The organism is Ferruginibacter sp. SUN002, from assembly GCF_050611725.1.
In the GTDB taxonomy this organism is placed as follows: domain Bacteria; phylum Bacteroidota; class Bacteroidia; order Chitinophagales; family Chitinophagaceae; genus Ferruginibacter.
The window spans coordinates 108,294-134,509 of the sequence record NZ_JBODJB010000001.1; the positions used below are offsets into that span (position 1 = coordinate 108,294).

Consider the following 26,216-nt stretch of genomic DNA (forward strand, 5'->3'; position numbering starts at 1 on the left):
CTAAATAAAATAATTAATCCATGTCAGCACAACAGCCGTATAGCTTTTTCCATAGTGTGGAACAAAGCTTTGACAAAGCAGCCAAATTTACCAAATGGGATCCCGGAATTCTTGAACAAATAAAAGCATGTAATGCCGTTTATCAAATTCGTTTCCCGATAAAGAGAGATGACGGAAGCATTGAAGTAATAGAAGCATACAGAGTTCAACATAGTCAACATAAATCTCCATGCAAAGGTGGTATTCGTTTTAGTGATGAAGTAAATCAGGATGAAGTGATGGCGCTTGCATCGTTGATGACTTACAAATGTGCCATTGTAAACGTTCCGTTTGGTGGAGCAAAAGGGGGATTGAAAATCAATCCTCGTAGTTATTCTACTTACGAACTGGAAAAAATCACCCGACGTTATACATCTGAATTAGTAAAGAAAAATTTTATCGGTCCGGGTATTGATGTACCTGCACCCGACTACGGAACAGGCGAAAGAGAAATGGCCTGGATCGTAGATACCTACCAATCATTAAAGCCCGGCGAAATTGATAGTGCCGGTTGTGTTACGGGTAAGCCTGTGTCCTTAGGCGGAGTTCGTGGAAGAAAAGAAGCAACAGGGCTCGGTGTGTTTTATGGTATTCGTGAAGTATGTAATATGCATGAAGTTATGCATGGCATGGGGCTTCCCGTTGGTGTGGAAGGAAAAACGATAGTGGTGCAAGGATTAGGAAATGTTGGTTATCATACAGCAAAATTTTTCAGAGAACACGGCTCTAAAGTGATTGCATTAGCAGAATATGAAGGGGCGATATACAGTGCTGATGGTTTAAATGAAGAAGAAGTTTTTCAACACAGAAAAAAAACGGGCTCTATTTTAAATTTCCCGGGAGCAACTAACCTTGCAAAAAATACCGATGCATTGGAATTGGAATGTGATATTTTAATTCCGGCTGCTTTGGAAAATGTGATCAATGCAGAAAATGCACCAAGGATAAAAGCAAAGATCATCGGTGAGGCAGCCAACGGACCTTGTACGCCTGAAGCAGATGAAATATTTACTAAGAAAAGAATACTATGTGTACCGGATATGTATCTAAATGCAGGCGGTGTAACAGTGAGTTATTTTGAATGGTTAAAAAACCTTAGCCATGTACGTTATGGCAGATTAGAAAAACGTTTTACCGAAAATTTAAACACACATATCCTTGCTCAAATAGAGGGCCTAACTGGTAAGCAGGTAAGTGATCAGGAAAGAGCTTTCATTAAACACGGACCAGATGAAGTTGATCTTGTATACAGTGGTTTGGAAGAAACCATGAGTGCCGCCACAAGAGAAATTATGGATATCTGGCACAGCAATCCGGAAATACCTGATATGCGTACAGCCGCTTATGTTAGTGCTATTAATAAGGTAGCAACTATTTATGCTGAGCTGGGTATTTTCCCATAAGGAAAGCTCCAAGTTAGTAGCTTCAAGGGACAAGTATGTGGAATCGAATCTCTTTGCTTCTCCCTTGTAGCTTGGTGCTTGAGGCTAAAAATCCGGCAACTCCAACAACGCTGTCAATTCATTGTTTGCTGTAGAATAAGCAACTGTATTACTTCCATTTGTAATTACAAGAAAGGGGACTTGTAGTACTTGATTGTATCTCAATACCTGATTCAATACAACTGTATCTAAAGCCACATTCATCTCTTTACATTCAACGATCATCCATGGTTTTGAATCTTTATCAAAAACCACTATATCAAAACGCTTCTTTAACTCTCCCAATTTTATCTCTCTTTCAACAGCTATCAATGAAGCCGGATACTGCATCACTTGCATTAAATATTGCAGAAAATTCTGCCTTACCCATTCTTCCGGCGTAAGTATTAACCATTGCTTACGAACCTCGTCAAAAATAAATTCTTTGTTACTTTCACCTTTAATTTTGGGCTGATATGATGGGTATTCTATCTTTATCATCTGCTATCAAAAAAATATTTTGTACTTTTATCAATGGCAAAGAAACAAATTTGAAACTTAATGAGGCTTAAATTTTAGAATTTGCAGTACAGAAATAAAAAATGTAAGATATGAAGACAAAAGAAGAAATCGTAAAAAATTGGCTGCACCGCTATACCGGCGAAGAGTTGGCAAACTTTGGTGAATACATTTTATTGACCAATTTCAGTAATTATGTATCTCTGTTTGCAGAGTGGAATAAAGTAGAAGTAATTGGCAAGGACAGGCCAATGCAGTGTGCAACAGCCGACAATATTACCATTATCAATTTTGGTATGGGTAGCCCGGGCGCTGCCACCATAATGGATCTGTTATCTGCCATAGAACCAAAAGCGGTGTTGTTTTTAGGTAAGTGCGGTGGGTTGAAAAAGCGTAATACCATTGGAGATCTAATTCTACCGATCGCTGCACTAAGAGGCGAGGGTACCAGTAATGATTACTTCCCTCCCGAAGTACCGGCACTACCTGCGTTTATGTTGCAAAAAGCGATCAGTACCACCATCCGTGATTATGATTGCGATTACTGGACAGGTACTGTTTACACCACCAACCGCCGTGTTTGGGAACACGATGAAGTGTTTAAAGAATATCTACAAAAAGTAAGAGCCTATGCCATAGATATGGAAACAGCTACTATTTTTACGGTAGGTTTTTACAATAAAATACCAACTGGTGCATTACTGCTAGTAAGTGATAGTCCGATGGTACCAGAAGGTGTAAAAACTGAAGCCAGTGATAAAAAAGTTACTACGCAATTTGTAGAACGCCATATCAAGATCGGTATCGATTCCTTAAAACAAATTATGAATAACGGACATACTGTTAGACATTTGCATTTTTAATTTTTTGGGATCATGCTTTAAAACTTATACCAAATACACTCTGAATTTATGTATTTAGTGCTATAACATAAGACATTATTAAAAAGCCAACCTTTTATTAAATAAATAAAAGGTTGGCTTTTTAAATCTTAAGATTGTTTGGCTTTTTTATTTTTTAATAACAAAAAAACAACCAAGCCTACTTGTATTGCCAAGGAATATACTTTTATATCATAGCCATAGAACTTTCTAGCTAAATATGTAAGAATACCTAAAATTATTCCTACTACAATTGCGTATATAATCATTTTTTGTAGTGTCATTTTAAATAATTTGATAATTAAAATTACAAAATACTATTAGGGATTAGTAACTAATTCTAGTTGTACTTTTTCGATACTTGTCTTTAGAGTTGTAGACAATACTCTTATTTGGGCATCGGTTAATGTTTCAGTTATTCTCTTGGATGGCCATAACCAATTTATAAGTATATCTACAGCTTGAGTTACCGAAGCACTAACACCTCCAGCAATTGCACCTCCCAACCATCCGGGTATTGCCCCAAGGGTGTTGCTACAGTGCCTCCGATTAATGCTCCTGCAACGCCTCCACCTACCGCACCTGAAAAGTCGGAACTTATTACTTTATTTATATTTACAACATTACGATCAATTTCTACCGACCGTGCCAATTTTCTTTTATTATCTGCCCAGCCTAAACTTAATGAATTGAAATTTTGCGTCCAATATTGACCACTATACTTTGCAGTAGATAATGCACTTAATAATATTCCATCTTCAATTTTCAATACGCTTTTTGATGAAATGATTTCCTTCTCCATGTTTTCTATTTGTTCAGTAAAATGCTTTATACTCCTTCCGTCATAATTTGCAATTATATCATTTACTTTATCAATTTTATCAAAAAAGAAACTACTTAAAACTTGATTTAAAGTTGAATTTTGCCTCATTTCATATGAACCTACATTTCGCAAATTGTTAAATATGTCGGAAGCGAATAATTTTTCATTAAATAACTGATCTTTAGTATTGGAACTTTTAATTAAAAATTGATTCAGGTTATTCAAATTACTTTTTTCCGCTTTCACTTGTTCTGCCGTGAATTGTTGAAAGAAACTAGACAACCCATCGTTGTGTGATTTACCTACATAATCGAAGTTTCTCAGCGTCTTATTTTCATTTACAGCATCAAATGAAGCACTAGAATTTTTGTTACATCCATTTATCATAACCAGTAAGCTAATTAAGCAAATGGTTAAAAGCATATTAAATGAAATTTTAAAAGACATATTTAAAAAATTAAGAAGTTACCCTACCTTCAGAAAATAAAACATGGTGCTGTGTCAGGATTTTCCACCATAAAGAACAAAAGCTTGTAATTACCACTTCTACTAACGAATCTCAAACATAATCTTAGACGTTCCTAACCGTTTTCCCTATATCTTATCATTTATTTCTATAAATAGTTTTTTTTAGCAGCAACCTTTTTTTTCTATAATTCGTCATATAATCATAATCAAATTTTTATGATTCATAATAACATTAAAGTATTAAGAATTAAAAACAATTTCACTCAAGAAGAAATGGCGGAGGCAAGTAATTGTAGCCAAAATACCTGGAGCCTGATTGAAACCGGTAAAACACCTTTGGTTCATATCGATAGGATCATTAAAATTGCTAAAATATTAAATTGCCATCCCTTGGAACTATTTGAAGGCACCGAATTATCCATAAAAGCATATAATGAATATCAAAACTCCTCGTTAAAATCGCTATAATACTCTGGTCTTGAGAATATCGCACCTTTCTATGTATTCCCTTATTTTTGTTAAATGGAAGGAACATATAGTTATCAACAATTATATCAGTTCGCAAAAAATATTTTTTTGCAGATTGGCTGCAACGATGCCAATGCTGAAACTGCCACAAAAGTGTTACTCTCTGCCGATCTACGTGGTGTAGATAGCCATGGTATTGCCCGATTAGTTGGTTATGTAAGATTATGGGAGGCCGAAAGAATAAACGCCAATCCAAATATTTCAATCGTACACGAAACGCCTTCTACTGCCACTGTTGATGGCGACAAAGGGTTGGGTTTGGTAGTAGCGCCTGCGGCCATGCAAATAGCCATCGACAAAGCAAAAAATGTTGGTAGCGGTTGGGTAAGTGTAAAAAACAGTAACCATTTTGGTATTGCCGGTTATCATGCTATGATGGCTTTGGATAATGATATGATCGGCATTGCAATGACCAACGCCTCTGCATTGGTTGCGCCAACTTTTTCTTCGGAAAAATTATTAGGTACTAACCCTATTGCCGTAGCCATTCCTTCAGGAAATGAAGCACCATTTGTTTCCGACTTTGCTACAACAACTGCTGCAAATGGAAAATTAGAGATCTTACAACGTAAAAATCTAGATACACCTAACGGTTGGGTACAAACGAAAGAGGGTTTCCCATCAAACAATGCAAATGAACTAAAGAACGGTGGTGCATTGTTGCCATTAGGCAGCGACAGAGACCGCAGCAGTCACAAAGGATATAATCTTGGTGCAATAGTAGATATTTTTTCTGCAGTATTAAGCGGTGCTAATTACGGACCATGGGTGCCCCCCTTCCCTGCGTATGTACCAATGCCGGAAGGTATGCCGGGTGAAGGTATTGGCCATTTCTTCGGAGCCATGCGTATTGATGCATTCAGACCAGCATCAGAATTTAAACTGCATATGGATAAGTGGATACATCGTTTTAAAACAGCCAAAACGGTTGAAGATCATCAAAGAGTACTTATTCCGGGTGAACCTGAGGCCGAATTTGAAATTGAAAGAAAAGCAAATGGTATACCTCTGCACGAATCTGTTGTAGCAGATTTGACTGAGTTAGGAAAAAAATTCGATACTCCATTTAATTAGCAGTCAGGCGGGGACCGTCAGACCAGGTGCAAAAAAGACAAAAATTTGACCGTAATTATCTCCCTGTAAGTATCTTTGCACCCAATTTAAAAATCAAATAGCTTTTCTGATGAAAATAATGAAGTTTGGCGGCACCAGCGTGGGTAAGCCTGAAAGAATGCATGAAGTTTCTAAACTGATCACAAAAGATGCGGAAAGTAAGATCGTTGTATTATCTGCATTAAGCGGAACAACGAATGCTTTGGTAGCAATCAGTGAGTCGTTGGCAAAATCTGACAGAGTAAAAGCCAAAGAACAAATTGATGCATTAGAAGCACATTACCAAAATTTCATTGCCCAATTGGTAAAAACAGATGCAGCACTTACTAAAGCAAAAGCTATTGTTGCAGAGCATTTTGAATTCTTAAATATCATCCTAAAAATATCTTTCAACGAAGCATTGAATAAAGATATTCTTGCGCAAGGTGAATTGTTAAGTACTAAACTATTCTCTACTTTCTTAGAAGAGCAAGGTATCGATCATATGTATTTAGCAGCTTTGGATTTTATGGTGATTGATGAGTATGATGAACCAGATTTAGATACCATCAAAAAGAAATTAGCTGAAATTTTAAAAGTAAATAGCAACAAAAAATTATTCATTACCCAGGGATATATATGCCGCAATGCAAAAGGTGAAGTAGATAATTTAAAAAGAGGTGGAAGCGATTACAGCGCCTCATTGATTGCTGCTGCTTGCAATGCCACTGTTTGTGAAATATGGACGGATATTGATGGTATGCATAACAACGACCCGAGAGTTGTAAATAAAACTGTAGCCATTGAGCAATTGAGTTTTGACGAAGCGGCCGAGTTAGCATATTTCGGTGCAAAAATTTTGCACCCTACTTGTATCTGGCCTGCACAATTAGCGAAAGTACCGGTGAAATTATTGAACACTATGCAACCCGATGCAGTAGGTACTACCATTACATCTGAAGCAGGTTCTAATGGCGTTAAAGCTGTTGCCGCAAAAGACGGTATTACTGCTATCAACATTAAAAGCAGCCGTATGCTATTGGCTTATGGTTTCTTGAGAAAAGTATTTGAAGTATTTGAAAAATACCGTACTTCTATTGATATGATCACAACATCTGAAGTTGCTGTTTCTCTTTCGATAGATAGCGATACTTACTTACCTGAAATTATAAAAGAACTGGAAGTATTTGGAAATGTTGAGATCGATAAAGATCAGACAATTGTTTCTATCGTTGGTAATGAGATCACAGAAACTAAAAATCTGAAACAACTTTTATTCACTGCTTTGAGTGATATTCCTGTAAGAATGGTAAGCTACGGTGGCAGTAAGCACAATGTTTCTATATTGATACCAAGTAGTTTTAAAACAAAAACATTACAAGCGATCAATAGCGGTATATTCGGTTTAGAATAATCTAACTCAAAATATTAGAATAAAAAAAACTCCTTTAGTTGGGAGTTTTTTTTATTCTAATAGTACTTATTAAATACACCTAAAAAATCATTACAGCTTTATTAGCTTTTGTTGTGTTATAATATTATCGCTGCTAATGCGGATAATATATACACCGGGCATAAGTTTATTCAGATCTGCAATATTGAATTTATTCAATCCGCTCGTACCTTTAAATATTTTTTGAGCTATCGTTTTACCAACGGCATCAACCAACGCAACATTTACAGTTGTTGATCTTTTCAGATCAATATTGATTTTAATCGCACTCATAAAGGGATTGGGACTTACGGTAGTCATCAAGATATGATCATCAACATTTCTGACAGCTATGACTTTACTGAAAGAAACACTACCATTTTTATCTGTTATTTTTAAGCGATAAAAATTTACTCCCTCAACAGGTGCTGCATCTGTATATTGATAATCTACAGCTATCCCTGCACTACTCTTAGCAATTATTTTACCAAGGGAAATAAATTCAATATTATCGTTGCTTCTTTCTACGATATAATTATCCGCAGATATTTCTGAAGCAATATTCCAGATAAGATCAATTTTGTTTTTATTCAATTTTGCAGAAAAGTTGTTGAGTGTTATTGGCAAAGGAACCGAAAAAGGCATTGTTACTGTTGCAATATTACTGCTCACCAATGCTGCATCTAATTCAACGTAATCAAAGGTTACTGTTACGGGACCATCAATCGGATCAATCGTTAATTTTGCAGGATCATAATTTTTTATCGTATCATTCACTCCTAAAATAATTGCAACCGGCCCTGCACCAAAATCATAATAGAGTGTAGCATTCGTCGGTAATGTTTTTATAACAACAGTATCTGATCCTGATACTCCACCAAAAGTTCCTTGTTCAGGATCGCTTCCCTTTAATGTGGGGACTATAAATTGCACAGTGCCATTTGGATTAAGTTGAACTAATGAAGAAACATCATTTGCCATCGGTGCTCTTTCTATCCCAAAATCAACACCTGTAACGCTAACTGTACCTACTACAACATTTATAGAATCCAGATTTCCTGAAGTAATAAAACCTCCACCCGTTCCATTGTTTGTTCCTACACTATCTCCTGTATTCAACCAACCATCTGTAAGACTTGCATTCGGCGCAGGTGCACCAATTGTACCAGGTGCGGTAGTAGTAATTTTTATTGAATACGTACCGGAAAATAAATTACTGAAACTATAAGTACCATTTGCAGGTAATAAAGAAGATGCAACAATATTGTTGGACGCATCTACTAAAACAGCGTATAGTGAACTAGATGTATTTGTACCGACTCCATTTACTAAACCATCAGTCATTCCATTGGCATCATTAAAAATTGTACCGCTGATTGTCTGGCAAGTTGCTGTTAAAGAAATATCATCCAATACCAGATCATTTCCTTGTCCTCCCGGTTTATTATTGATGAGATATACTTTTACATTACCGGATGCCGGAGCAATGAATGAGCCTTTCTTTTCGATCCATGTAAGGGTGGTACCTGTTTTAGGAATATCTCCTGATGGCAGATCTAACAGAATTTGTCCGGTTGTTGGATCAATTACTCTTAAGATCACATTAGGATCTGTTGCATCGGTTGCTACTGCAAGCAATACATTGGCCAGCCATGCAGAAAACTGATAACTGTTTCCAGGAACTAAACCTGCATATTCTTTTTCGTAATAAACCCCTGAAGAGAAATCTGCATTTACCAATAACATACCTCCGTTGGTATTACCCGTATGATCATGATCACTGACATCTCTTGAGCCACCTGCATGTATATCACAGTTATAACTACATGCGGCTCCATCAACACCAGGACCCGATACCCATTGATAATAATAACCTGTTGCATCAAATACAGAACTCACTACATCATATTGACCGTCATTAGTACCATTGCCCTGGTAATGCCCCATTGGGTTTGTGTTAAATGTGTACGTAGTTTGTCCTACAGGAAGAGAACTAACGGTATTGGGCACAACAGTTCCGAAAGTTTCAACAAAAGTGCCACCACAGGCTGTAGAAATTATTTGAGCTGCTGGTTTTGATCCAAGCACATTTGTATATTGAATATATGCATGCTCTCCGGAACCCAGCGAAATAGTTGAAGTACCTGTATTTGTGTTATAAGAATCTCCGTTGGTACCAAATATTAATACATCCTGTAAATAGTAGCCGGCAGCAACGGTTTCTGTAAATGAATAATTACCCGATGGTTGATTATAATAAATGATTGTATTGTTAATACCGGCAGTTTGTGCAACGATCTCTACCCATCTTCCATCCGATAATCTTTTTAATAAATAAGAACGACCACCGTTGAAACTCAATGTCATCAATGGTTCATTATCTGCGCCTACTGTTACATTGTACATGGTTGTACCTGTGGGTGCCAATGCATCGGCCACCCAGGCTGAGCCATTCCAGTAATACAAAATATCATAATTAACATTTGATGGATTAGGAGCTATCGTCCATGCTGTACCGTTACTACCAACTGCAATATCCTTAGCGGCCTGGCCACCGGGTAAACCATGATTGATACTTGTAGTTCCGGTATATTCATAAACATGATTATTCAAACCTACATACCAGGCTGTACCGACCGGTCCACCATCAACTCTTTTACCCGTAGGTTGTGGACTACCGGCCAATGCAGTATAGCTACTACCGCTTACCCATTTATATATTTTATCATCTGTGCCGATGATATAAACACCGTTATCAGCACCAACACCAACGTCTTTTGCAGTACCGGAAGCAACACCGTTTCTGTAAATATTATTCGCTGCATTGATCTGCCAGTTAATACCACTGGTTTCAATGTCAAGACGTACGGCATTATTGCCTGCCGGGTGTATCCAGGCAGGATCTCCTGAGCTGTAAGTGTAAACATCATTTACAGGCGCATCTTTTTGTGTGAAAGCTAAGTAACCAAAGCCTGCAGCGGAAGCACCTATCTCTAATGGTTGCTTAGCACTAAACTCGTCGTGCAATGTAATGACAGGATTAGCTGCAAATGCAGAACCGGCAGGGCCTGCGGTACTGAAATTAAAATTCTGATTGGCATTTGGCAATGTGTTTTTTTGAAGAACAATGGATTGTGTTTGTGCAGAAGCTACCATACTATACATAGCAATGGCAATAAAAAATAGATTTTTTTTCATACAACAATTTTTAAAATGAGCAATACGGCTTAGATAAGAGAAGGTGGGAATTTCTAAAAATGAGGCTTATTAGATGTGTAACAAGTACACATTATAATGCAGAGTTAGTTTTTTTAATCGATATCACAAAAAAAAAATCAAATATTTTATCGGATTGTAAAAATTTCAGTAACAAGTCTGTTAATTTTATTTTTTTATTCTGTAGAGAAGAATAAAAATTATTGAAAGGCTTTACTTACAATCAAATCTTTATTTCCGGTAGTATATTCGTAAAAGCCTTCGCCGGTTTTGATGCCTAATTTACCTTTACTAACCATCTCAACCAACAAGGGGCAAGGAGCATACTTAGGTGTTTGAAATCCATCGTGCAATACATTGATGATACTTAAACACACATCTAAGCCAATGAAATCGGCTAACTGCAAGGGGCCCATCGGATGGGCCATTCCCAATTTCATGATCGTATCAATTTCTTCTACACCGGCAACACCTTCATGCAAACTGTAAATTGCTTCATTGATCATTGGCATTAAAATGCGGTTAGCAATAAAACCGGGGGCATCATTTACTACACAAGGAATTTTATTAAGCTGTTTTGTTAGTGTTACAATTGTTTCAGTGACTTCTTTTGTTGTGGCAGGGTTTTTAATGATCTCTACCAGTTTCATTATTGGTACAGGGTTCATGAAATGCATACCAATTACCAGTTGCGGCCGCTTTGTAACTGCTGCAATTTTTGTTATGGAGATAGATGAAGTATTGGTTGCTAAAATACAGCCGACAGGTGCAGTTTCATCAATGGTTTGAAATATTTTTAATTTCAGATCTATATTTTCTGATGCAGCCTCAACAACTAAGCCGGCATTTTTTACACCTGAAGAAATATCGGTAGTTGCAGTAATATTTTTTAAAGTGGCTACTTTCTGTTTTTCAGTAATTACTTCTTTAGCAATTTGCCTGTCTAAATTTTTAGTGATTGTTGCAATTGCTTTTTCTAATTGTGCTGCGTTAATATCAATCAGAGATACTTCATATCCGGCTTGAGCGAAAACATGGGCTATCCCATTACCCATTGTTCCTGAACCAATTACTGAAATATTCTTCATATTATTTGAATGCATTTAATCCGGTAATATCCATACCTGTTATTAATAAATGAATATCATGTGTTCCTTCATAAGTGATCACACTTTCTAAATTCATCATGTGACGCATAACAGGATACTCGCCTGTTATGCCCATACCGCCTAACATTTGGCGAGCATCCCTGCAAATATTGGTAGCTACTTCGCAAGCATTTCTTTTTGCCATACTTACTTGTTGCGGTGTGGCTTTTCCTTCATTCATCAAAACACCTAAGCGCCAATTTAGTAATTGTGCTTTGGTAATTTCAGTGATCATCTCTGCCAGCTTTTTTTGTTGCAACTGAAATGCTCCGATCGGTTTATCAAACTGAATTCTTTCTTTACTATATTGTAATGCCGTATGATAACAATCCATCGCAGCACCAATAACGCCCCATGCAATACCATATCTGGCTTTGGTCAAGCAACCTAAGGGACCTTTTAATCCTTCTACATTCGGTAAAATGTTTTCTTTTGGAACCTTTACATTATCAAACACTAATTCGCCGGTAGCACTTGCTCTCAAACTCCATTTGCCATGCGTTGTGGGTGTAGAAAACCCTTCCATTCCACGCTCTACGATCAATCCTCTAAAAACATCCTTTTCATCTCTTGCCCACACTACCGCTATTTGCGCAAAGGGGGCATTGCTGATCCACATCTTTGCGCCATTTAAAATAACATATCCATCACCGTTATCTTTAATATTAGTAAGCATACTGCTTGGGTCGCTACCATGATTCGGTTCTGTTAACCCAAAGCAGCCTAACCATTCACCACTGGCTAGTTTTGGAAGATATTTATTCCGTTGTTCTTCATTGCCGTATTGATAGATGGGATGCATCACCAAACTTCCTTGCACACTTGCTGTGCTGCGTACACCACTGTCGCCTCTTTCTAATTCCTGCATCATTAAACCATAGCTTATATAATCTAAACCTCCGCCGCCATATTGCTCAGGTATAGTTGGACCAAAGCAGCCTAACTCTCCCAATTGTTTTACTATCTTTTGTGGAAATTCTGCTCGTTGAGCATAGTCTTCTATGATCGGTGATATTTCTTTCTTCACATAACTACGTACTGTTTCACGAATTAGTTTATGTTCCTCGGTAAGTAACTCATCTATATTAAAATAATCGGGTGATTGAAAATTATCAGTTTTGGCAGCCATACTATTTAAGATTTGTGATGTACGATTTAAGATTTTCTTCTTTAAAGATAATGAAAAACCAAACTATAACAGCCTTATCATTTATGTATTGATTGTGAGTTTTTATTGAAAATGATTTAATTTCAGTAAAACATTTTATATGAAACACATTGTACTGTTTTCCATATGCATACTGATAATAAACGCTTCTTTTGCTCAAAAGAAAAAGAAAGTAAGACCAGAAGATACCATAGAGCAATACTGGTTTGTAATGATAAAAACAGGGCCGAAAGATAATGCATACGACAGTGCGACAAAAGCAAAACTTTTTGAAGGGCACATGGCGAATATCAATAAACTTTATTACGATGGTATTTTAAAAGTAGCCGGGCCTTTCGGTAAAAATGATTATAACTGGCGAGGTATTTTTGTTTTTGACGGCAAAGCAGCTGAATGCAAAACAAAAGCAGATGTTGAAAGGATAATTCAAACGGATCCGGCAATTGCTGCAGAAATATTTGTTGTAGAAGTATCGCCTTGGTACACTTCGCCGATGGGAAGTTTTAAACATGGTAAACCCAAAAAACCTAAATCATAAAAGATAACCTGCCATTTCAGTTTGATACTGTAATGCAATAGCTCTTGCTTCTTCAGCAAAATTTTCTTTTTCACTTGCGTAGATGATGGCTCTGGATGCATTTACCAATAAACCACAATCATCGTTCTTTCCGTATTTGGTTACGTCTGATAAACTGCCGCCTTGTGCGCCTACACCGGGTACTAATAGAAATGAATCAGGAATAATGTTGCGGATATTTTCTAACTCCGTTGCTTGAGTAGCACCGAGTACAAACATTAAATTATCAGGTGTACCCCATGAGGCTACTTTTCTTATTACACTTTCGTACAAGAAATCACTTCTCAAATGTTCTTCATTGCCATTTTGAATTTTAAGCATTTCGAAATCTGCTGCACCTTTATTGCTGGTTAGCCCTAGAACGATCGTCCACTTACCTTTAAACTCCAAGAATGGACGAATGCTATCTTCTCCCATGTATGGAGCTACTGTGATGGCATCAAAATTCATTGTTTCGAAAAATGCTTTGGCATATTGTGAAGAGGTGTTGCCTATATCTCCTCGTTTTGCGTCTGCTATTTTGAAATGTTCATTGGGAATATAATTCACCGTTCTTTCCATGGCCTCCCAACCTTTGAGGCCCATGGCTTCGTAAAAAGCGGTGTTTATTTTATAGCTAACGCAGAGGTCTTTTGTAGCGTCTATTATTTGTTTGTTGAATTCGAAGATCGCATCTTTATGATCTTGCAGATGCTTGGGAATTTTTGTGATGTCTGTATCTAAGCCTACGCAGAGGTACGATCGTTTATTTTTTATTTGTTCGATGAGGGATTGGCGTGTCATGTGGGGCAAAGATAAATTTTTATCCTTGTTTTATTTTCTTTTTTGCTTGTCCAAAAAAGAAACAAAAAAAGACACCGACAAAGGATATACAGCGCCTTTGTCGGAAGGAGCTATGTGGAACTTTAGTACTACTGTGGCTTCAGCATTTGATCTTTACTCTTAGAATTGAAGAATTCATGGAATTTCAAAAAACTAATCAGCTCCATCTCTTCCTGCCTTCCAAAATCCTTCTTCATCCCAAGAAGACATTTCATCTTCCCCATTTTTAATACTTTGCTGAATTCGATAATCCTCATCATGCAGATTATTCTCATTTTCAAAATCACTAACTATATCATACAACCTAGTTATTGAATTTTTATACACATATAACGAATTAAAATTAAGAGGGTACTTTACCAAAACATTTTCTTCAAATTCTATATCGAATATTTCAAAATAGTTCAATTCAAGAACATTGTCGTCTTCCAAAGAGCTTTTACATTTAACCTTGTGAATTGAATATTTATTGTAAATCTCATCAAAATCACTAACAAGGTATTTCGTCTTGAATCTTAAATTATTATTTGAAACGCCGCTTATGAAAATTTTATAATACTCAGTTATATAACTTTTAGCTCTATTAAAATCACATAATTTACCTAGAAATTTTTGTTCATTAGACACTAAAATGGTTTGATAGAAAATAGTCCCACTTGTAACATCATAGTACAATTCTAATCCCTTACCTTGATAAGTTTGAAATTTTTGCCCTAGAAAAATAATTTGACAATCTTCCTCAGCTTTTGAAAATGTAACTTCCTTTACATATTTAGCTAAATTCAATACTCTAAGTTTTCCTTCTTCTGAACTTAGTGCCTTTAAGATTTCTGTCAATTCCATAAAATTGAAAAATATTAGCTTGTTAAAGTAATGATATCAGCAAGTAAAGTACAAATTATTTGAATAAGTATATAGCAACTGAAGATGAAAACAGTCTTATTTAATGATTAGATAAATCATTCCAAATCGTAGTTCAGACAAAATACGCTTCAATAAAAGCTCAATAAAGCCATGCCGTACAAGTGAGTGACACAACAATGGTGACCAAAGCAAAAATGTTCATAACAAAAAAGTCAAAAGTATTAACACTTTTGACTTTTGATTTTTTACTTTTGAATTTTCATTCTAAACTACTACCTCCTGTATCTCCGTCGGCGCCAAATTTGCATTACGCATTGCAATACCTCTTACAGCTGCACCTGCAAAATCAGTGAATGATTTTTTAGTTATTTCATCATCACTAACCATAATGGGTACCCCAAGATCGCCGCCTTCACGGATAGATTGTACAATAGGAATTTGCCCAAGGAATGGAATGTCAAATTCTTCGGCAAGGTTTTTACCACCATTCTTACCAAAAATGTAGTATTTATTTTCAGGCAATTCTGCCGGCGTGAAATAACTCATGTTCTCTACAAGCCCTATCACAGGCACTTTTAATTGTGCTTGTCCGAACATAGCGATACCTTTTTTAGCATCAGCCAATGCAACAGTTTGCGGTGTTGTAACAACGATCACACCTGTAACAGGTACGGTTTGTACAATGGTTAAATGAATATCACCTGTGCCGGGTGGCATGTCAATTACTAAATAATCCAATTCGCCCCAATCCACATCAGTAGTAAATTGACGAATTGCACTGCTCACCATCGGGCCACGCCAAACTACGGCTTGCTTTTCATCTATCAATAAACCAATACTCATTGTTTTAATGCCGAATTTTTCAATCGGTACTATCATGCCTTTGCCATCTACTTCTCTCATCAACGGTCTTTCTCCTCTAATACCAAACATGATGTGTTGACTCGGACCATAAATATCCGCATCCATCAACCCAACTTTCGCTCCGCCTTGTGCCAATGCCAAAGCAAGGTTTGCTGATACTGTACTTTTTCCAACGCCACCTTTTCCGCTCACTACAGCAATGATATTTTTTACACCTGCTAAAACTGTTTTAGCATCTTTTCTGTTGGTACTTGTATTAGAGGTAAAGTTTACTGTTACAACAGCTTCTTTATTTACCAATAGTTTGATAGCATTTTCACTGGCCATACGCATCATGTCTTTCATGGGGCAGGCAGGTGTTGTGAGCACTATGGTGAAAGCAACATTGTTGCCATCAATGACAATATCTTTTATCATGTTCAGCGTTACAAGGTCTTTACCAAGATCTGGTTCTTGTACGTTGCTGAGGGCTTTTAGTATGTCTTCTTGTGTCATTTATTTTTTAATATTTTTTTAATAGTTATAGTATTCATGTTACTTTTTTGCGGAAAAAAAGTAACCAAAAAAGCCGCCGACAAATGATTACATCCCATTTGTCGGATGGTTCCCTGATTAAGCTTTTGTACTACTGTAAACTCAACTTCAGTTCCCTGCTCTTAGAATTGAAGAGTAAACTGTATATCAAATACATCAGATTTAAAAATCCTGCTAATCCACCAATCTTGTAAATCCTGATTCAGACAAAATAAGCTGATACAACTCAATTTATTGTTAAAAACCTGTTTGCGCTGCAAAATTAAACATTGAAGCCTTTACTTTGTTTATTAATTAAGAAAAACTGCTTTTGAGAGCCTATTAAATGAAGAAATTCCTACAATACACTTTTATAGCTGTTTGTTTTCTGCCTTCTGCTGCCCGTGCACAGTTTGAGACTATTAAAGACTCTGTTGTACAGTTATATGGGGTAGTTATGACTGCTGATAGTCTGCAAGGGCTTCAGTCTGTTACTGTGATGGTAAAAGGACAGAATCGAGGCACTGTAACCAATCGTCAGGGGGTGTTCAGTATTGTTGTTTTAAAGGGAGACCAAATAACCTTCTCTAGTGTTGGTTATAAGCCAAAAGAATTAACCATTCCTAAAAATATTGAGGGAACCGATTATAGTGTGATACAATTAATGGTTACCGACACCATTTACCTGCCTGCCACAGTACTGAAACCAAGACCCAGAAGGGAGCAGTTTGAGAGAGATTTCCTAAATACACAAGTACCGGCCGATAATTTAGAGATAGCCCGCCAGAATAATGATGAGGCCAAACGTAAGGTATTGATGGCTTATTTACCGAGAGATGGGCAGGAATCGAACAGAAACCATCTCATCAAACAAAGCAATAAAATTTATTATACTGGCCAAAACGCTCCAATCAACTTACTGAACCCTTCTGCATGGAACGAGTTTGTCAAAGCATGGAAAAGAGGGGATTTTAAGAGTAAAAAATAATCTTCGGCTCTAGAGAAAAGTTCGGCTTTTTATGGCTTTTCTAATTTCTCATAATATTATATTTGTAGAATGACAGATGTTGCTAAAAATACGCTCTCTGAAAAACAGCATAATATTTTCCTGATTGGTTTTATGGGAAGCGGTAAAACGCATTGGGGCAGTATATGGGCTACTTCCCACGGCTATTCATTTATTGATCTTGATGAGGTCATTGAAAAAAATGAAGGAAAAACTGTTGCTGAGATATTTGACCAACACGGTGAAGATTATTTCAGGTTGATAGAAACAAAAACACTTCGTCGCTTAGCCAATAAACAAAATACGATCATTGCCTGCGGTGGCGGCACCCCCTGCTTTCATGAAAATATACAATGGATGAAAGAACATGGCACAGTAGTTTTCATTTCATCTTCCATTAAAAAAATTCTGGAACGTGTTTTGGAAGAACAGGACAAACGACCTTTGCTAAAAAAATTGAACGAGGCTGAATTGCTTTTCTTCATTGAACAAAAATTAAAGGAGAGAGAGCCTTTCTATACGCAAGCTGATATTACTCTTGATGCCGATAACATTACCAGCGAAACTTTCAAAGAGATCATTTCAACAAAAAATTAATGCACAAATTATTTATCCGAACTGCTGCCCTGTTAGGAGCTTTAACCGTAATATTAGGAGCTTTTGGTGCTCATAAATTAAAAGAATTTTTGCCACCTGCTACACTGAACATTTTCGAAACAGCTGTTCGTTACCAATTTTATCATGTGCTTGCATTATTGTTTGTTGGTATTTTATTTAAAGAGTTTGCCAATAAGTATATGCAATGGGCAGGTTATCTTTTTATTGCCGGCATTATCTTGTTTAGCGGTTCTCTTTATCTAATAACCTATTTACACGCTGTTGAAATAATTGGCTACAATGGCATCGGGCTTATTACTCCCATTGGAGGTTTGTTATTTATTTTAGGCTGGATCCTACTGACTTTAGGTGTAAAATCGGGGCAAAACTAATTTTATCCGCATTGCTGTATAACAGGTATTTACAGTATTGCTTTTTTATATCTTTGTTAGAATGGCAAGTAAAACAAAAACAGAGAAAGCTCCTAAGGCAGATAAGACAGATCTGAAAGCGGAGAAAGAAGAAAAAGTAGAAGTAAAGCAACTGCTTAAGGATGAACGTACGCACAAAATTACCGGTGCTGTTTTTTTGTTGATCGCTTCAATGTTATTTATTGCTTTCACGTCTTATCTTTTTACCTGGGAAGAAGATTATAGTGCGGTACATCAATTTGATTATCACCTCTTGTTGGGTAAAGACGTCAAGGTTAGCAATTTGCTTGGAACATTGGGTGCTTTTCTTTCTCACTTTTTTATTTATAAAGGATTTGGTATTGCCTCCTACTTAATTTGTTCTTTCTTTTTTGTAGTAGGTGTTAATTTATTTTTTGGTAAGAAAGTGTTTTCCATTGGTCGTAATGTAAAATATGTAATTGTAGGACTGGTTGTATTAAGTGTTGCCGCATCTGTTATTGCAGGCCTTGGCAGTACAAACAATCAACCCATGTTTGCGTGGGGCGGTGCCGTTGGTGATATGATCCGAGATTGGATGTTTGGCATTGTTGGAAAGATCGGTACCATTGCAATCCTTTCAGTGGTAGTACTATCATACATTATCTGGAGATTTAATCCGGTGTTTAAACTGCCATCTAAAAAAGTATTATTGCCGGATGATAATCTTGCAGTAGTCCCTATCCCTGAAGAAAAATCTGAATTGATCGAATTAGCCGTAGAAGATAAAAAAGAAGCAACTACATCAACGGATGAAGGTAGTGGTAATTTCTTAAAAGGTAATGCAGGTATGGTAGCCATTCCTTCACAAGAAAACCCATCATTGAACCATGATATAAAAATTGTTGAGAAAGAAGAAGATCCAATTGAGGAAGAAGAAGAGGAAGAAGAAACACCTCCAATTGTTGCACCCATTAAAGAAGAACCGGTTATAGTTGCAAAGAAAACTGTAGATCCTACTCCACTTGAACTGGAAATAAAATCTGTTCCGGATAAAATTGCTGACGAACCTGTTGCTGCAACAGAAAAACCGAAGACTGCAACCAGTACACCATACGATCCGATCTTAGATCTGAGAGATTACAAATATCCAACGCTTGATCTTTTAGAAAATCATGGCAGTGATAAAATTGTACAAGACAATAATGAGCTGGAGAATAATAAGAACCAGATCATCAACACACTTAAGAACTACGATATTCATATCTCTAAAATTTCCGCAACTGTAGGCCCAACGGTTACACTGTATGAAATTATTCCTGCTGCAGGTGTACGTATCTCACGTATTAAAAATTTGGAAGATGATATTGCGTTAAGCCTTGCTGCGCTTGGCATTCGTATTATTGCACCAATACCGGGTAAAGGAACCATTGGAATTGAAGTGCCGAATGCGAAGAAGACAATTGTTAGTATGAAGACCTTATTGGCTTCGGAAAAATTCCAGAAAAATAGTTTCTCTTTACCAATCGCTATTGGTAAAAAGATCGATAACGAAAACTTTATTGTTGACCTTGCTGCCATGCCGCATTTATTAATGGCTGGTGCAACAGGACAAGGTAAATCGGTTGGGTTGAATGCAATACTAGTTTCTTTATTGTATAAAAAACATCCATCGCAATTAAAATTTGTATTGGTAGATCCGAAGAAAGTAGAATTGAGCATCTACAAAACAATTGAAAAACATTTCTTAGCAAAATTGCCGGATGAAGGCGATGCCATCATTACGGATACAAAGAAAGTAGTACACACATTAAATGCATTGTGTATTGAAATGGATAACCGTTACGATCTGTTGAAAGAAGCCGGTTGCCGTAATATACGTGAGTACAATGAAAAATTTGCTGCAAGAAAACTAAACCCTGAAAAAGGGCACCAATTCTTACCATTCATTGTTTTGGTGGTAGATGAGTTTGCCGATCTGATCATGACAGCAGGTAAAGAAGTCGAAATGCCGATTGCACGTTTGGCTCAGTTGGCACGTGCTATTGGTATCCATTTAATTATTGCAACACAACGTCCTTCTGTAAATATCATCACAGGTACTATCAAAGCTAACTTCCCTGCTCGTATAGCCTTTAAGGTTAGTAGTAAGATCGATAGTCGAACCATTTTAGATGCAGGTGGTGCAGAACAATTAATTGGTAAAGGCGATATGCTGGTAAGCTACAACGGCGAACTGGTTCGTTTACAATGTGCTTTTGTTGACACTCCTGAAGTTGATAAGATCGTTGATTTCATTGGCGACCAACGTGGTTACCCACAAGCATTTTTATTGCCTGAGTATGTGGATGAAAAAGAAATGGAAGGAAAAGATTTTGACCTTGGCGATAAAGACCCACTTTTTGAAGATGCTGCAAGATTGATTGTTGCAAGCCAGGTAGGAAGTACTTCCCTACTCCAACGCCGCATGAAGCTTGGTTATAACCGTGCCGGCCGTTTAATGGATCAGTTAGAAGCAGCAGGTGTTGTTGGTGCTAATCAAGGCAGCAAGGCAAGAGATGTTTTGATCAAGACTGAAGCCGATCTGCAGATGTATCTGGATAATAATTTATAGCATCTTGAAAAAAATATTAATCATTTTTACCAGTACAATTCTTTTTTCATGCAAAAAAGATGAAGCAACGAATTGCAAAAAAATTACAGGGTATATGGTCATGTCAGGCTCTTACATGATCCATTTAGATGATGGAAGCGAAATAACAATCACCAAAGTTGAATATGATACAGGGAATTATGCTACTGGTAAAACTATTTGCAATTAAAACTACCCTTTAATATTCCTTTCCATCCACTCCTGTTGCGACGAAGCAGATTGCTCTAAAGTTACTAATGCTGCTATTTTTTGTTGGCCTCTAGTAATGGATTGCGTTACATAACTATGTTCAATCGGTTCATCTTCTTTCATGCCCAGCATCTTAATTAGCGGTATCATTTTTTCGCTACCGAAATGTTTGAAGATAGCTTCGTCTAAAGAACTATATACAGGAATTTTTGTATGTGGCCAGTTGCTAATCAGAGCTGTTTCCTTTTCATGTAAAGGATAATGTCCCAGAAAAACCGGTTGCTTGTTTTCTATCATCGTAATAAAAACATGACGAGCATCCAATACTCTGGCTTCATCTATTCCATTCTGCGCAAATAACTCTTTTGCAGTTTTCAGCGTATCGGCAAACCAGGCAATAAAAACCGTATCGGCCTGTTGTTTTGCTAATTGTAAAATGGCATACCATTTTCCTGCAGCATCAATAAACACACGATCAACAAAAACACCTTCGCCGGATTTTTCTTCTTTCTTGCCAAATAAATTAAAAAACATAAAGTTGATTTATGCTGCAATTTAACAACTAAACCTCAATTGTTTTGTTAGTATATTTACAGGATAGTAAGTATTCATGGCAAAAGCAAAAAAAACTGCCGAGGCAGAAGTAATCAACAACAATTTTATTGAAGTATTTGGTGCAAGGGAACACAATCTCAAGAATATCGACATACATATACCGAAGAACAAACTGGTGGTATTCACCGGTGTTAGTGGCAGCGGTAAATCTTCTTTAGCATTTGATACCATTTATAATGAAGGGCAACGTCGGTACATGGAAAGCTTTGGTGCCTATGCCCGTCAGTTCATTGGTGATATGGAGCGACCCGATGTAGATAAGATCACGGGACTCTCTCCTGTTATTTCCATAGAGCAAAAAACAACGAATAAAAATCCACGAAGCACCGTCGGTACCATTACAGAAATTTATGATTTCCTTCGCCTACTATTTGCAAGAGTTGGCGAAGCCTACAGCTACAACACCGGAAAGAAAATGGTGCAGTTCAGTGAAGAAGAAATTGTTCAAAATATTTTCGAAAAATTTGACAATAAAAAAATAAATCTTTTAGCGCCATTGGTAAGAGGGAGAAAAGGTCATTACCGAGAACTTTTTGAAGAAGTAAGAAAAAAAGGATTTTTAAAAGTAAGGATCGATGGTGAAGTGAAAGACCTTGCTCCTAAAATGCAGGTTGATCGATATAAAATTCACGACATAGAATTAGTGGTGGATAGATTACCGGTGAATGATGAAATGCGTTTCAGGCTTAGCCAGAGTGTACAAAAAACATTACAACTCGGCAAAGATCTGATGTTTGTTTTGGTAGAAGGTACAGATAAGGTTGTACAATACAGTAAATTGTTAATGTGTGAAGAAACAGGTATCAGTTATGAGAAACCTTCTCCAAATGCATTTTCTTTCAACAGTCCATATGGTGCATGCCCTACCTGTAAAGGTTTGGGAGATGTTTACACCATCGATATGGAATCTGTTTTACCTGATACAAGCAAGAGTGTAAAAGACGGAGCCATTGTTCCCTTAGGTGAAGAAAGAGAAGCCAGTGTATTTCAACAGGTAGCTGCTTTTGCAAAAAAGCATAAAATAAATTTAGATAAAGCCATTAAAGATCTCCCGAAAGAACATGTTGATCTTTTATTGTATGGCGATCAAGAAATTAATCCTGCACTGGAATTAGACCTCAGTGATGAAACCGTTCCACAGGTTTACACCGGAAGTTATGAAGGTATTATACCGATGTTGAAACGCTGGTTCTCCTCTCCGCAAAGCAATGCAGGCTTACAGGAATGGGTAGAAAAATTCATGGTGTTAAAAACATGCGGCACTTGTAATGGAACAAGATTAAGAAAAGAGAGCATATGGTTTAAGATCGATAAAAGAAATATTGCAGAGCTCAGCAATTTGAATTTAGATAATCTTGCTGCATGGTTCGATGGCATTGAATTACGCTTGAGCGATAAACAAAATGCCATTGCAAAAGATGTATTGAAAGAAATAAGAGAACGCCTACAATTTTTGTTGGATGTTGGTCTTACTTATCTCACATTGAACCGATCTTCCAAAACCCTCAGTGGTGGCGAGAGTCAGCGAATACGTTTAGCAACACAAATTGGCTCACAGCTACAAGGCATCACGTATATTTTAGATGAACCGAGTATTGGTTTGCACCAAAGAGATAACCAACGATTGATTGGCGCATTGCAAAACCTGAGAGATATCGGTAATAGTGTGTTAGTGGTAGAGCATGATAAAGACATTATGTTAGCGGCTGATTATTTAGTTGACATAGGACCAAAAGCCGGCAGACATGGCGGGGAAATTGTTGCCATGGGTACACCGCAAGAAGTACTCGATTCTAATTCTGATACGGCACAATATTTAAACGGCGATAAAAAAATTGACGTTCCAACTGAAAGAAGAAAAGGCAATGGTAAGTTTATTGAGATAACCGGAGCCAAAGGAAATAATTTGCAAAATGTATCCGTAAAGTTTCCTTTAGGAAAATTAATTTTAGTAACGGGTGTAAGTGGCAGTGGCAAATCAACATTGATCAATGAAACATTGTATCCGTTGTTGAGTAAATATTGTTACAATTCAAAAACGAATCCTTTAGAACATAAAACGGTAAAGGGTTTGGAGCACATCGACAAAGTAATTGAAATAGACCAATCCCCTATTGGACGTACACCAAGAAGTAACCCAGCAACCTATTGCGGTTTCTTTACAGATATTAGAACATTGTTTGCAGCTGTACCCGAAGCCAAAATTCGTGGTTACAATGCAGGTCGTTTTTCATTTAATGTAAAGAGTGGTAGATGTGAAGTATGTGAAGGAGGTGGTATGCGTATCATTGAAATGAATTTTTTGCCCGATGTACAAGTGCATTGTGAAAAATGTAATGGCAGAAGATACAACAGAGAAACATTGGAAATTCGTTACAAAGGAAAATCTATCAGCGACGTACTAGATATGACGGTGGATGAAGCCGTTGATTTTTTTCAGGCGGTACCATACATTTACCGAAAAATAAAAGTATTACAAGAAGTCGGGCTAGGTTATATTACACTCGGACAAAGTGCTGTAACATTGAGTGGTGGCGAAGCTCAAAGAGTTAAACTATCTACGGAGTTAGGAAAAAAAGATACCGGAAAAACTTTTTATATTTTGGATGAACCAACTACGGGTTTACATTTTCAGGATATACAACACCTTTTGGTAGTGATCAACAAACTAGTTGATAGAGGAAATTCTGTTTTAGTGATCGAACATAATATGGATGTGATAAAAGTTGCTGATCATATCATCGATATCGGACCAGAGGGTGGTGACGGTGGCGGACTTGTTTTATTTGAAGGCTTACCGGAAGATCTTATTAAAATAAAAGAAAGTTTTACAGGAAAATATTTAATTCCTGAATTGAAAAATTAAAATCGCACCGGACATTTAGTTTGCCTGCGTTCTCTCCATCTTTCAGGACCTTCAAATTCATGACCGATTCTTACGCCGATCTTAAATCCAACGGTAAAATAAGCGTCTGCATTCGTTTCCGTACCGCGTTTATCTCCCGGATAACCCCATGTACCTCTGAAATAAGTAACACCTATCTTATTATATATTTCTTTTGCTACCAACGCATTTTCAGGTGTTAAATATTTATCGAAATATTTTGGGTCGATGTATTTCGTACTAACGTCATCAATATAATCTGTAAAAGATTTTCTGTAAGCTATTTCAAGACCAATATTTACTTTAGGTGAAAGAAAGTATTTTATACCTCCACCCATCGGGATATTTATCTGCGTTAGTTTATATTGCTTTCTATCCGGATATTCCGACATTCCCTGCCCTTCTGTTCTTAGTGGCCGCAGATCATACCATCTTATATTTCCTTCAGCATCGGCAAGCGAACCCTGCGGATTAAAATGAAAGGCTCCAACACCGGCGAAGAAATACGGACGTAATCTGGATTCATTCTCTGTGTTACGCATTGCATAAGCAGTTGGTGAAAATTCAATTGCAGCATAAGCTTCCCATACCTTACTTCTGAAATCAAGATTGCGTTGCTTACGGGTAAGCTCCTGCCCCCCGCTGTTTTTTATGATCTCATCTCTACCTTCAACATAGGTGTATTGAGCTCCCAGTCTGAAACCGATCCATTCATTCGGATTAACAGTTACAAAACCGCCTTTCATTAATTTAGTGAGTTGCAAATTCAGATCTTTAAGAAAACGGGTTCCGATACCTTTGTTACCGCCAAGATCGCCAAGAAAAAAACTGGGACCAAAAGTAACACCAACTTCCACACTGGCTTTAGGATTACCAAATATTAAGTGTTGGGATGTAGCAGTAAGGCAGACCATGCATAAAAAAAGTATAGAGGCAATGCTCCTTAGAGCAAAGCAGCGCAAACTCCTTTTCATGGTTTTAAAAATTGGTTAAGCAGATATTGGTTTTTGTATATTTTTAAAATATACAATTTTATTTTCTAAAACATCAACGACTCAATTCCATCTCTATATGTTCTATGTTATCTTCTAAATAAATTTCACTCGTCTGAACAAAACCAAGTGAAGCATAAAAATTTTTCAAATATAATTGAGCGCCGATCATTATTTTTTTGCAATTGAATTGTGTGATTGTTTTTTCAATTGCCAGTTTCATCATCTCTCTTCCATACCCTTCTTTTCTGTATCGTGGTGATGAAACCACTCTGCCAATGCTTGCTTCAGAAAATGCTAGCCCGGGAGGTAATATCCTGCAATATGCTGCCAGATCATTTTCAACCCAACCCATTAAATGCCATGAGTGTGAATCCTTCCCGTCTGCATCCTGATACACGCAATTTTGCTCAACAACAAACACTTCATTTCTTAATTGCATGACCGCATAAAGCTCTGCAGATTCCAACTCATTAAACGTTTTATAGACCCATTTTATTTGCATTTTTTTACATA

24 protein-coding genes are annotated in these 26,216 nt (G+C 37.0%); 12 read left to right on the forward strand and 12 right to left on the reverse strand.

Annotated features, from left to right (window positions below; translation table 11 throughout):
- The first annotated feature begins 20 nt into the window (after positions 1–20).
- Positions 21–1,442, forward strand: coding sequence for a Glu/Leu/Phe/Val family dehydrogenase (locus ACQ33O_RS00455; RefSeq protein WP_430993571.1), 1,422 nt, complete (start codon positions 21–23; stop codon positions 1,440–1,442).
- A gap of 84 nt (positions 1,443–1,526) precedes the next feature.
- Here ACQ33O_RS00455 and ACQ33O_RS00460 read toward each other — a convergent pair whose 3' ends face one another.
- Positions 1,527–1,961 (reverse strand): type I restriction enzyme HsdR N-terminal domain-containing protein, encoded by a 435-nt coding sequence (locus ACQ33O_RS00460; protein ID WP_430993572.1) that lies wholly within the window; start codon positions 1,959–1,961, stop codon positions 1,527–1,529.
- Positions 1,962–2,071: 110 nt separating this feature from the next.
- On the opposite strand from ACQ33O_RS00460, the gene ACQ33O_RS00465 reads away from it, so the two are divergent.
- On the forward strand, positions 2,072–2,842 hold the full coding sequence (locus ACQ33O_RS00465) for an AMP nucleosidase (protein WP_430993573.1): 771 nt from the start codon (positions 2,072–2,074) through the stop codon (positions 2,840–2,842).
- Positions 2,843–2,970: 128 nt separating this feature from the next.
- Here ACQ33O_RS00465 and ACQ33O_RS00470 read toward each other — a convergent pair whose 3' ends face one another.
- Positions 2,971–3,144, reverse strand: coding sequence for a hypothetical protein (locus ACQ33O_RS00470; protein ID WP_430993574.1), 174 nt, complete (start codon positions 3,142–3,144; stop codon positions 2,971–2,973).
- A 182-nt stretch (positions 3,145–3,326) separates the two neighbouring features.
- The gene (locus ACQ33O_RS00475; protein ID WP_430993575.1) at positions 3,327–4,130 is read right to left on the reverse strand and encodes a hypothetical protein; all 804 of its coding nucleotides are present in this window, start codon (positions 4,128–4,130) and stop codon (positions 3,327–3,329) included.
- Between the two features lie 237 nt (positions 4,131–4,367).
- On the opposite strand from ACQ33O_RS00475, the gene ACQ33O_RS00480 reads away from it, so the two are divergent.
- From ACQ33O_RS00480 to ACQ33O_RS00490, 3 genes are all read left to right on the forward strand, one after another.
- Complete coding sequence (locus ACQ33O_RS00480) at positions 4,368–4,619, forward strand: helix-turn-helix domain-containing protein (protein ID WP_430993576.1); 252 nt, start codon at positions 4,368–4,370, stop codon at positions 4,617–4,619.
- A 54-nt stretch (positions 4,620–4,673) separates the two neighbouring features.
- The gene (locus ACQ33O_RS00485; RefSeq protein ID WP_430993577.1) at positions 4,674–5,753 is read left to right on the forward strand and encodes an Ldh family oxidoreductase; all 1,080 of its coding nucleotides are present in this window, start codon (positions 4,674–4,676) and stop codon (positions 5,751–5,753) included.
- A 109-nt stretch (positions 5,754–5,862) separates the two neighbouring features.
- Positions 5,863–7,185: an aspartate kinase gene (locus ACQ33O_RS00490; protein WP_430993578.1), complete on the forward strand. Its 1,323-nt coding sequence runs from the start codon at positions 5,863–5,865 to the stop codon at positions 7,183–7,185.
- A 90-nt stretch (positions 7,186–7,275) separates the two neighbouring features.
- Here the strand turns inward: ACQ33O_RS00490 and ACQ33O_RS00495 are convergent, their stop codons facing one another.
- The 3 genes from ACQ33O_RS00495 to ACQ33O_RS00505 form a co-directional block, all read right to left on the reverse strand.
- Positions 7,276–10,401: a T9SS type A sorting domain-containing protein gene (locus ACQ33O_RS00495; protein WP_430993579.1), complete on the reverse strand. Its 3,126-nt coding sequence runs from the start codon at positions 10,399–10,401 to the stop codon at positions 7,276–7,278.
- A gap of 218 nt (positions 10,402–10,619) precedes the next feature.
- Positions 10,620–11,507: a 3-hydroxyacyl-CoA dehydrogenase family protein gene (locus ACQ33O_RS00500; protein ID WP_430993580.1), complete on the reverse strand. Its 888-nt coding sequence runs from the start codon at positions 11,505–11,507 to the stop codon at positions 10,620–10,622.
- Position 11,508: 1 nt separating this feature from the next.
- On the reverse strand, positions 11,509–12,696 hold the full coding sequence (locus ACQ33O_RS00505) for an acyl-CoA dehydrogenase family protein (protein WP_430993581.1): 1,188 nt from the start codon (positions 12,694–12,696) through the stop codon (positions 11,509–11,511).
- Positions 12,697–12,835: 139 nt separating this feature from the next.
- Between ACQ33O_RS00505 and ACQ33O_RS00510 the strand changes: the two genes are divergently transcribed.
- Entirely contained in the window at positions 12,836–13,273 is a 438-nt protein-coding gene (locus tag ACQ33O_RS00510; protein WP_430993582.1) for a YciI family protein, read from the forward strand.
- Here the strand turns inward: ACQ33O_RS00510 and pyrF are convergent.
- From pyrF to ACQ33O_RS00525, 3 genes are all read right to left on the reverse strand, one after another.
- On the reverse strand, positions 13,268–14,095 hold the full coding sequence (gene pyrF, locus ACQ33O_RS00515; RefSeq protein WP_430993583.1) for an orotidine-5'-phosphate decarboxylase: 828 nt from the start codon (positions 14,093–14,095) through the stop codon (positions 13,268–13,270). The genes ACQ33O_RS00510 and pyrF overlap by 6 nt on opposite strands.
- A gap of 192 nt (positions 14,096–14,287) precedes the next feature.
- A complete protein-coding gene (locus ACQ33O_RS00520) occupies positions 14,288–14,977 on the reverse strand; it encodes a hypothetical protein (RefSeq protein WP_430993584.1) in 690 nt (229 codons plus the stop codon).
- A 285-nt stretch (positions 14,978–15,262) separates the two neighbouring features.
- Positions 15,263–16,357: an Mrp/NBP35 family ATP-binding protein gene (locus ACQ33O_RS00525; RefSeq protein ID WP_430993585.1), complete on the reverse strand. Its 1,095-nt coding sequence runs from the start codon at positions 16,355–16,357 to the stop codon at positions 15,263–15,265.
- A gap of 364 nt (positions 16,358–16,721) precedes the next feature.
- Between ACQ33O_RS00525 and ACQ33O_RS00530 the strand changes: the two genes are divergently transcribed.
- From ACQ33O_RS00530 to ACQ33O_RS00550, 5 genes are all read left to right on the forward strand, one after another.
- Positions 16,722–17,363 carry a carboxypeptidase-like regulatory domain-containing protein gene (locus tag ACQ33O_RS00530; protein ID WP_430993586.1) on the forward strand — a complete coding sequence of 214 codons (642 nt, stop codon included), beginning with the start codon at positions 16,722–16,724 and terminating at the stop codon, positions 17,361–17,363.
- 69 nt (positions 17,364–17,432) lie between these two features.
- Positions 17,433–17,978, forward strand: coding sequence for a shikimate kinase (locus ACQ33O_RS00535; protein WP_430993587.1), 546 nt, complete (start codon positions 17,433–17,435; stop codon positions 17,976–17,978).
- Positions 17,978–18,370 carry a DUF423 domain-containing protein gene (locus ACQ33O_RS00540; RefSeq protein WP_430993588.1) on the forward strand — a complete coding sequence of 131 codons (393 nt, stop codon included), beginning with the start codon at positions 17,978–17,980 and terminating at the stop codon, positions 18,368–18,370. Before ACQ33O_RS00535 ends, ACQ33O_RS00540 begins: the two co-directional genes overlap by 1 nt.
- 61 nt (positions 18,371–18,431) lie before the next feature.
- Positions 18,432–20,981 carry a DNA translocase FtsK 4TM domain-containing protein gene (locus tag ACQ33O_RS00545; protein ID WP_430993589.1) on the forward strand — a complete coding sequence of 850 codons (2,550 nt, stop codon included), beginning with the start codon at positions 18,432–18,434 and terminating at the stop codon, positions 20,979–20,981.
- Positions 20,982–20,985: 4 nt separating this feature from the next.
- Positions 20,986–21,189: a hypothetical protein gene (locus tag ACQ33O_RS00550; RefSeq protein WP_430993590.1), complete on the forward strand. Its 204-nt coding sequence runs from the start codon at positions 20,986–20,988 to the stop codon at positions 21,187–21,189.
- 2 nt (positions 21,190–21,191) lie between these two features.
- Here the strand turns inward: ACQ33O_RS00550 and ACQ33O_RS00555 are convergent, their stop codons facing one another.
- Positions 21,192–21,743 (reverse strand): hypothetical protein, encoded by a 552-nt coding sequence (locus tag ACQ33O_RS00555; RefSeq protein ID WP_430993591.1) that lies wholly within the window; start codon positions 21,741–21,743, stop codon positions 21,192–21,194.
- Positions 21,744–21,819: 76 nt separating this feature from the next.
- Between ACQ33O_RS00555 and uvrA the strand changes: the two genes are divergently transcribed.
- The gene (gene uvrA, locus ACQ33O_RS00560; RefSeq protein ID WP_430993592.1) at positions 21,820–24,690 is read left to right on the forward strand and encodes an excinuclease ABC subunit UvrA; all 2,871 of its coding nucleotides are present in this window, start codon (positions 21,820–21,822) and stop codon (positions 24,688–24,690) included.
- Here the strand turns inward: uvrA and ACQ33O_RS00565 are convergent.
- Together ACQ33O_RS00565 and ACQ33O_RS00570 are read right to left on the reverse strand one after the other, a co-directional pair.
- Positions 24,687–25,622 (reverse strand): hypothetical protein, encoded by a 936-nt coding sequence (locus ACQ33O_RS00565; RefSeq protein WP_430993593.1) that lies wholly within the window; start codon positions 25,620–25,622, stop codon positions 24,687–24,689. The genes uvrA and ACQ33O_RS00565 overlap by 4 nt on opposite strands.
- 133 nt (positions 25,623–25,755) lie before the next feature.
- Positions 25,756–26,205 (reverse strand): GNAT family N-acetyltransferase, encoded by a 450-nt coding sequence (locus ACQ33O_RS00570; RefSeq protein ID WP_430993594.1) that lies wholly within the window; start codon positions 26,203–26,205, stop codon positions 25,756–25,758.
- Between the last annotated feature and the right edge of the window lie 11 nt (positions 26,206–26,216).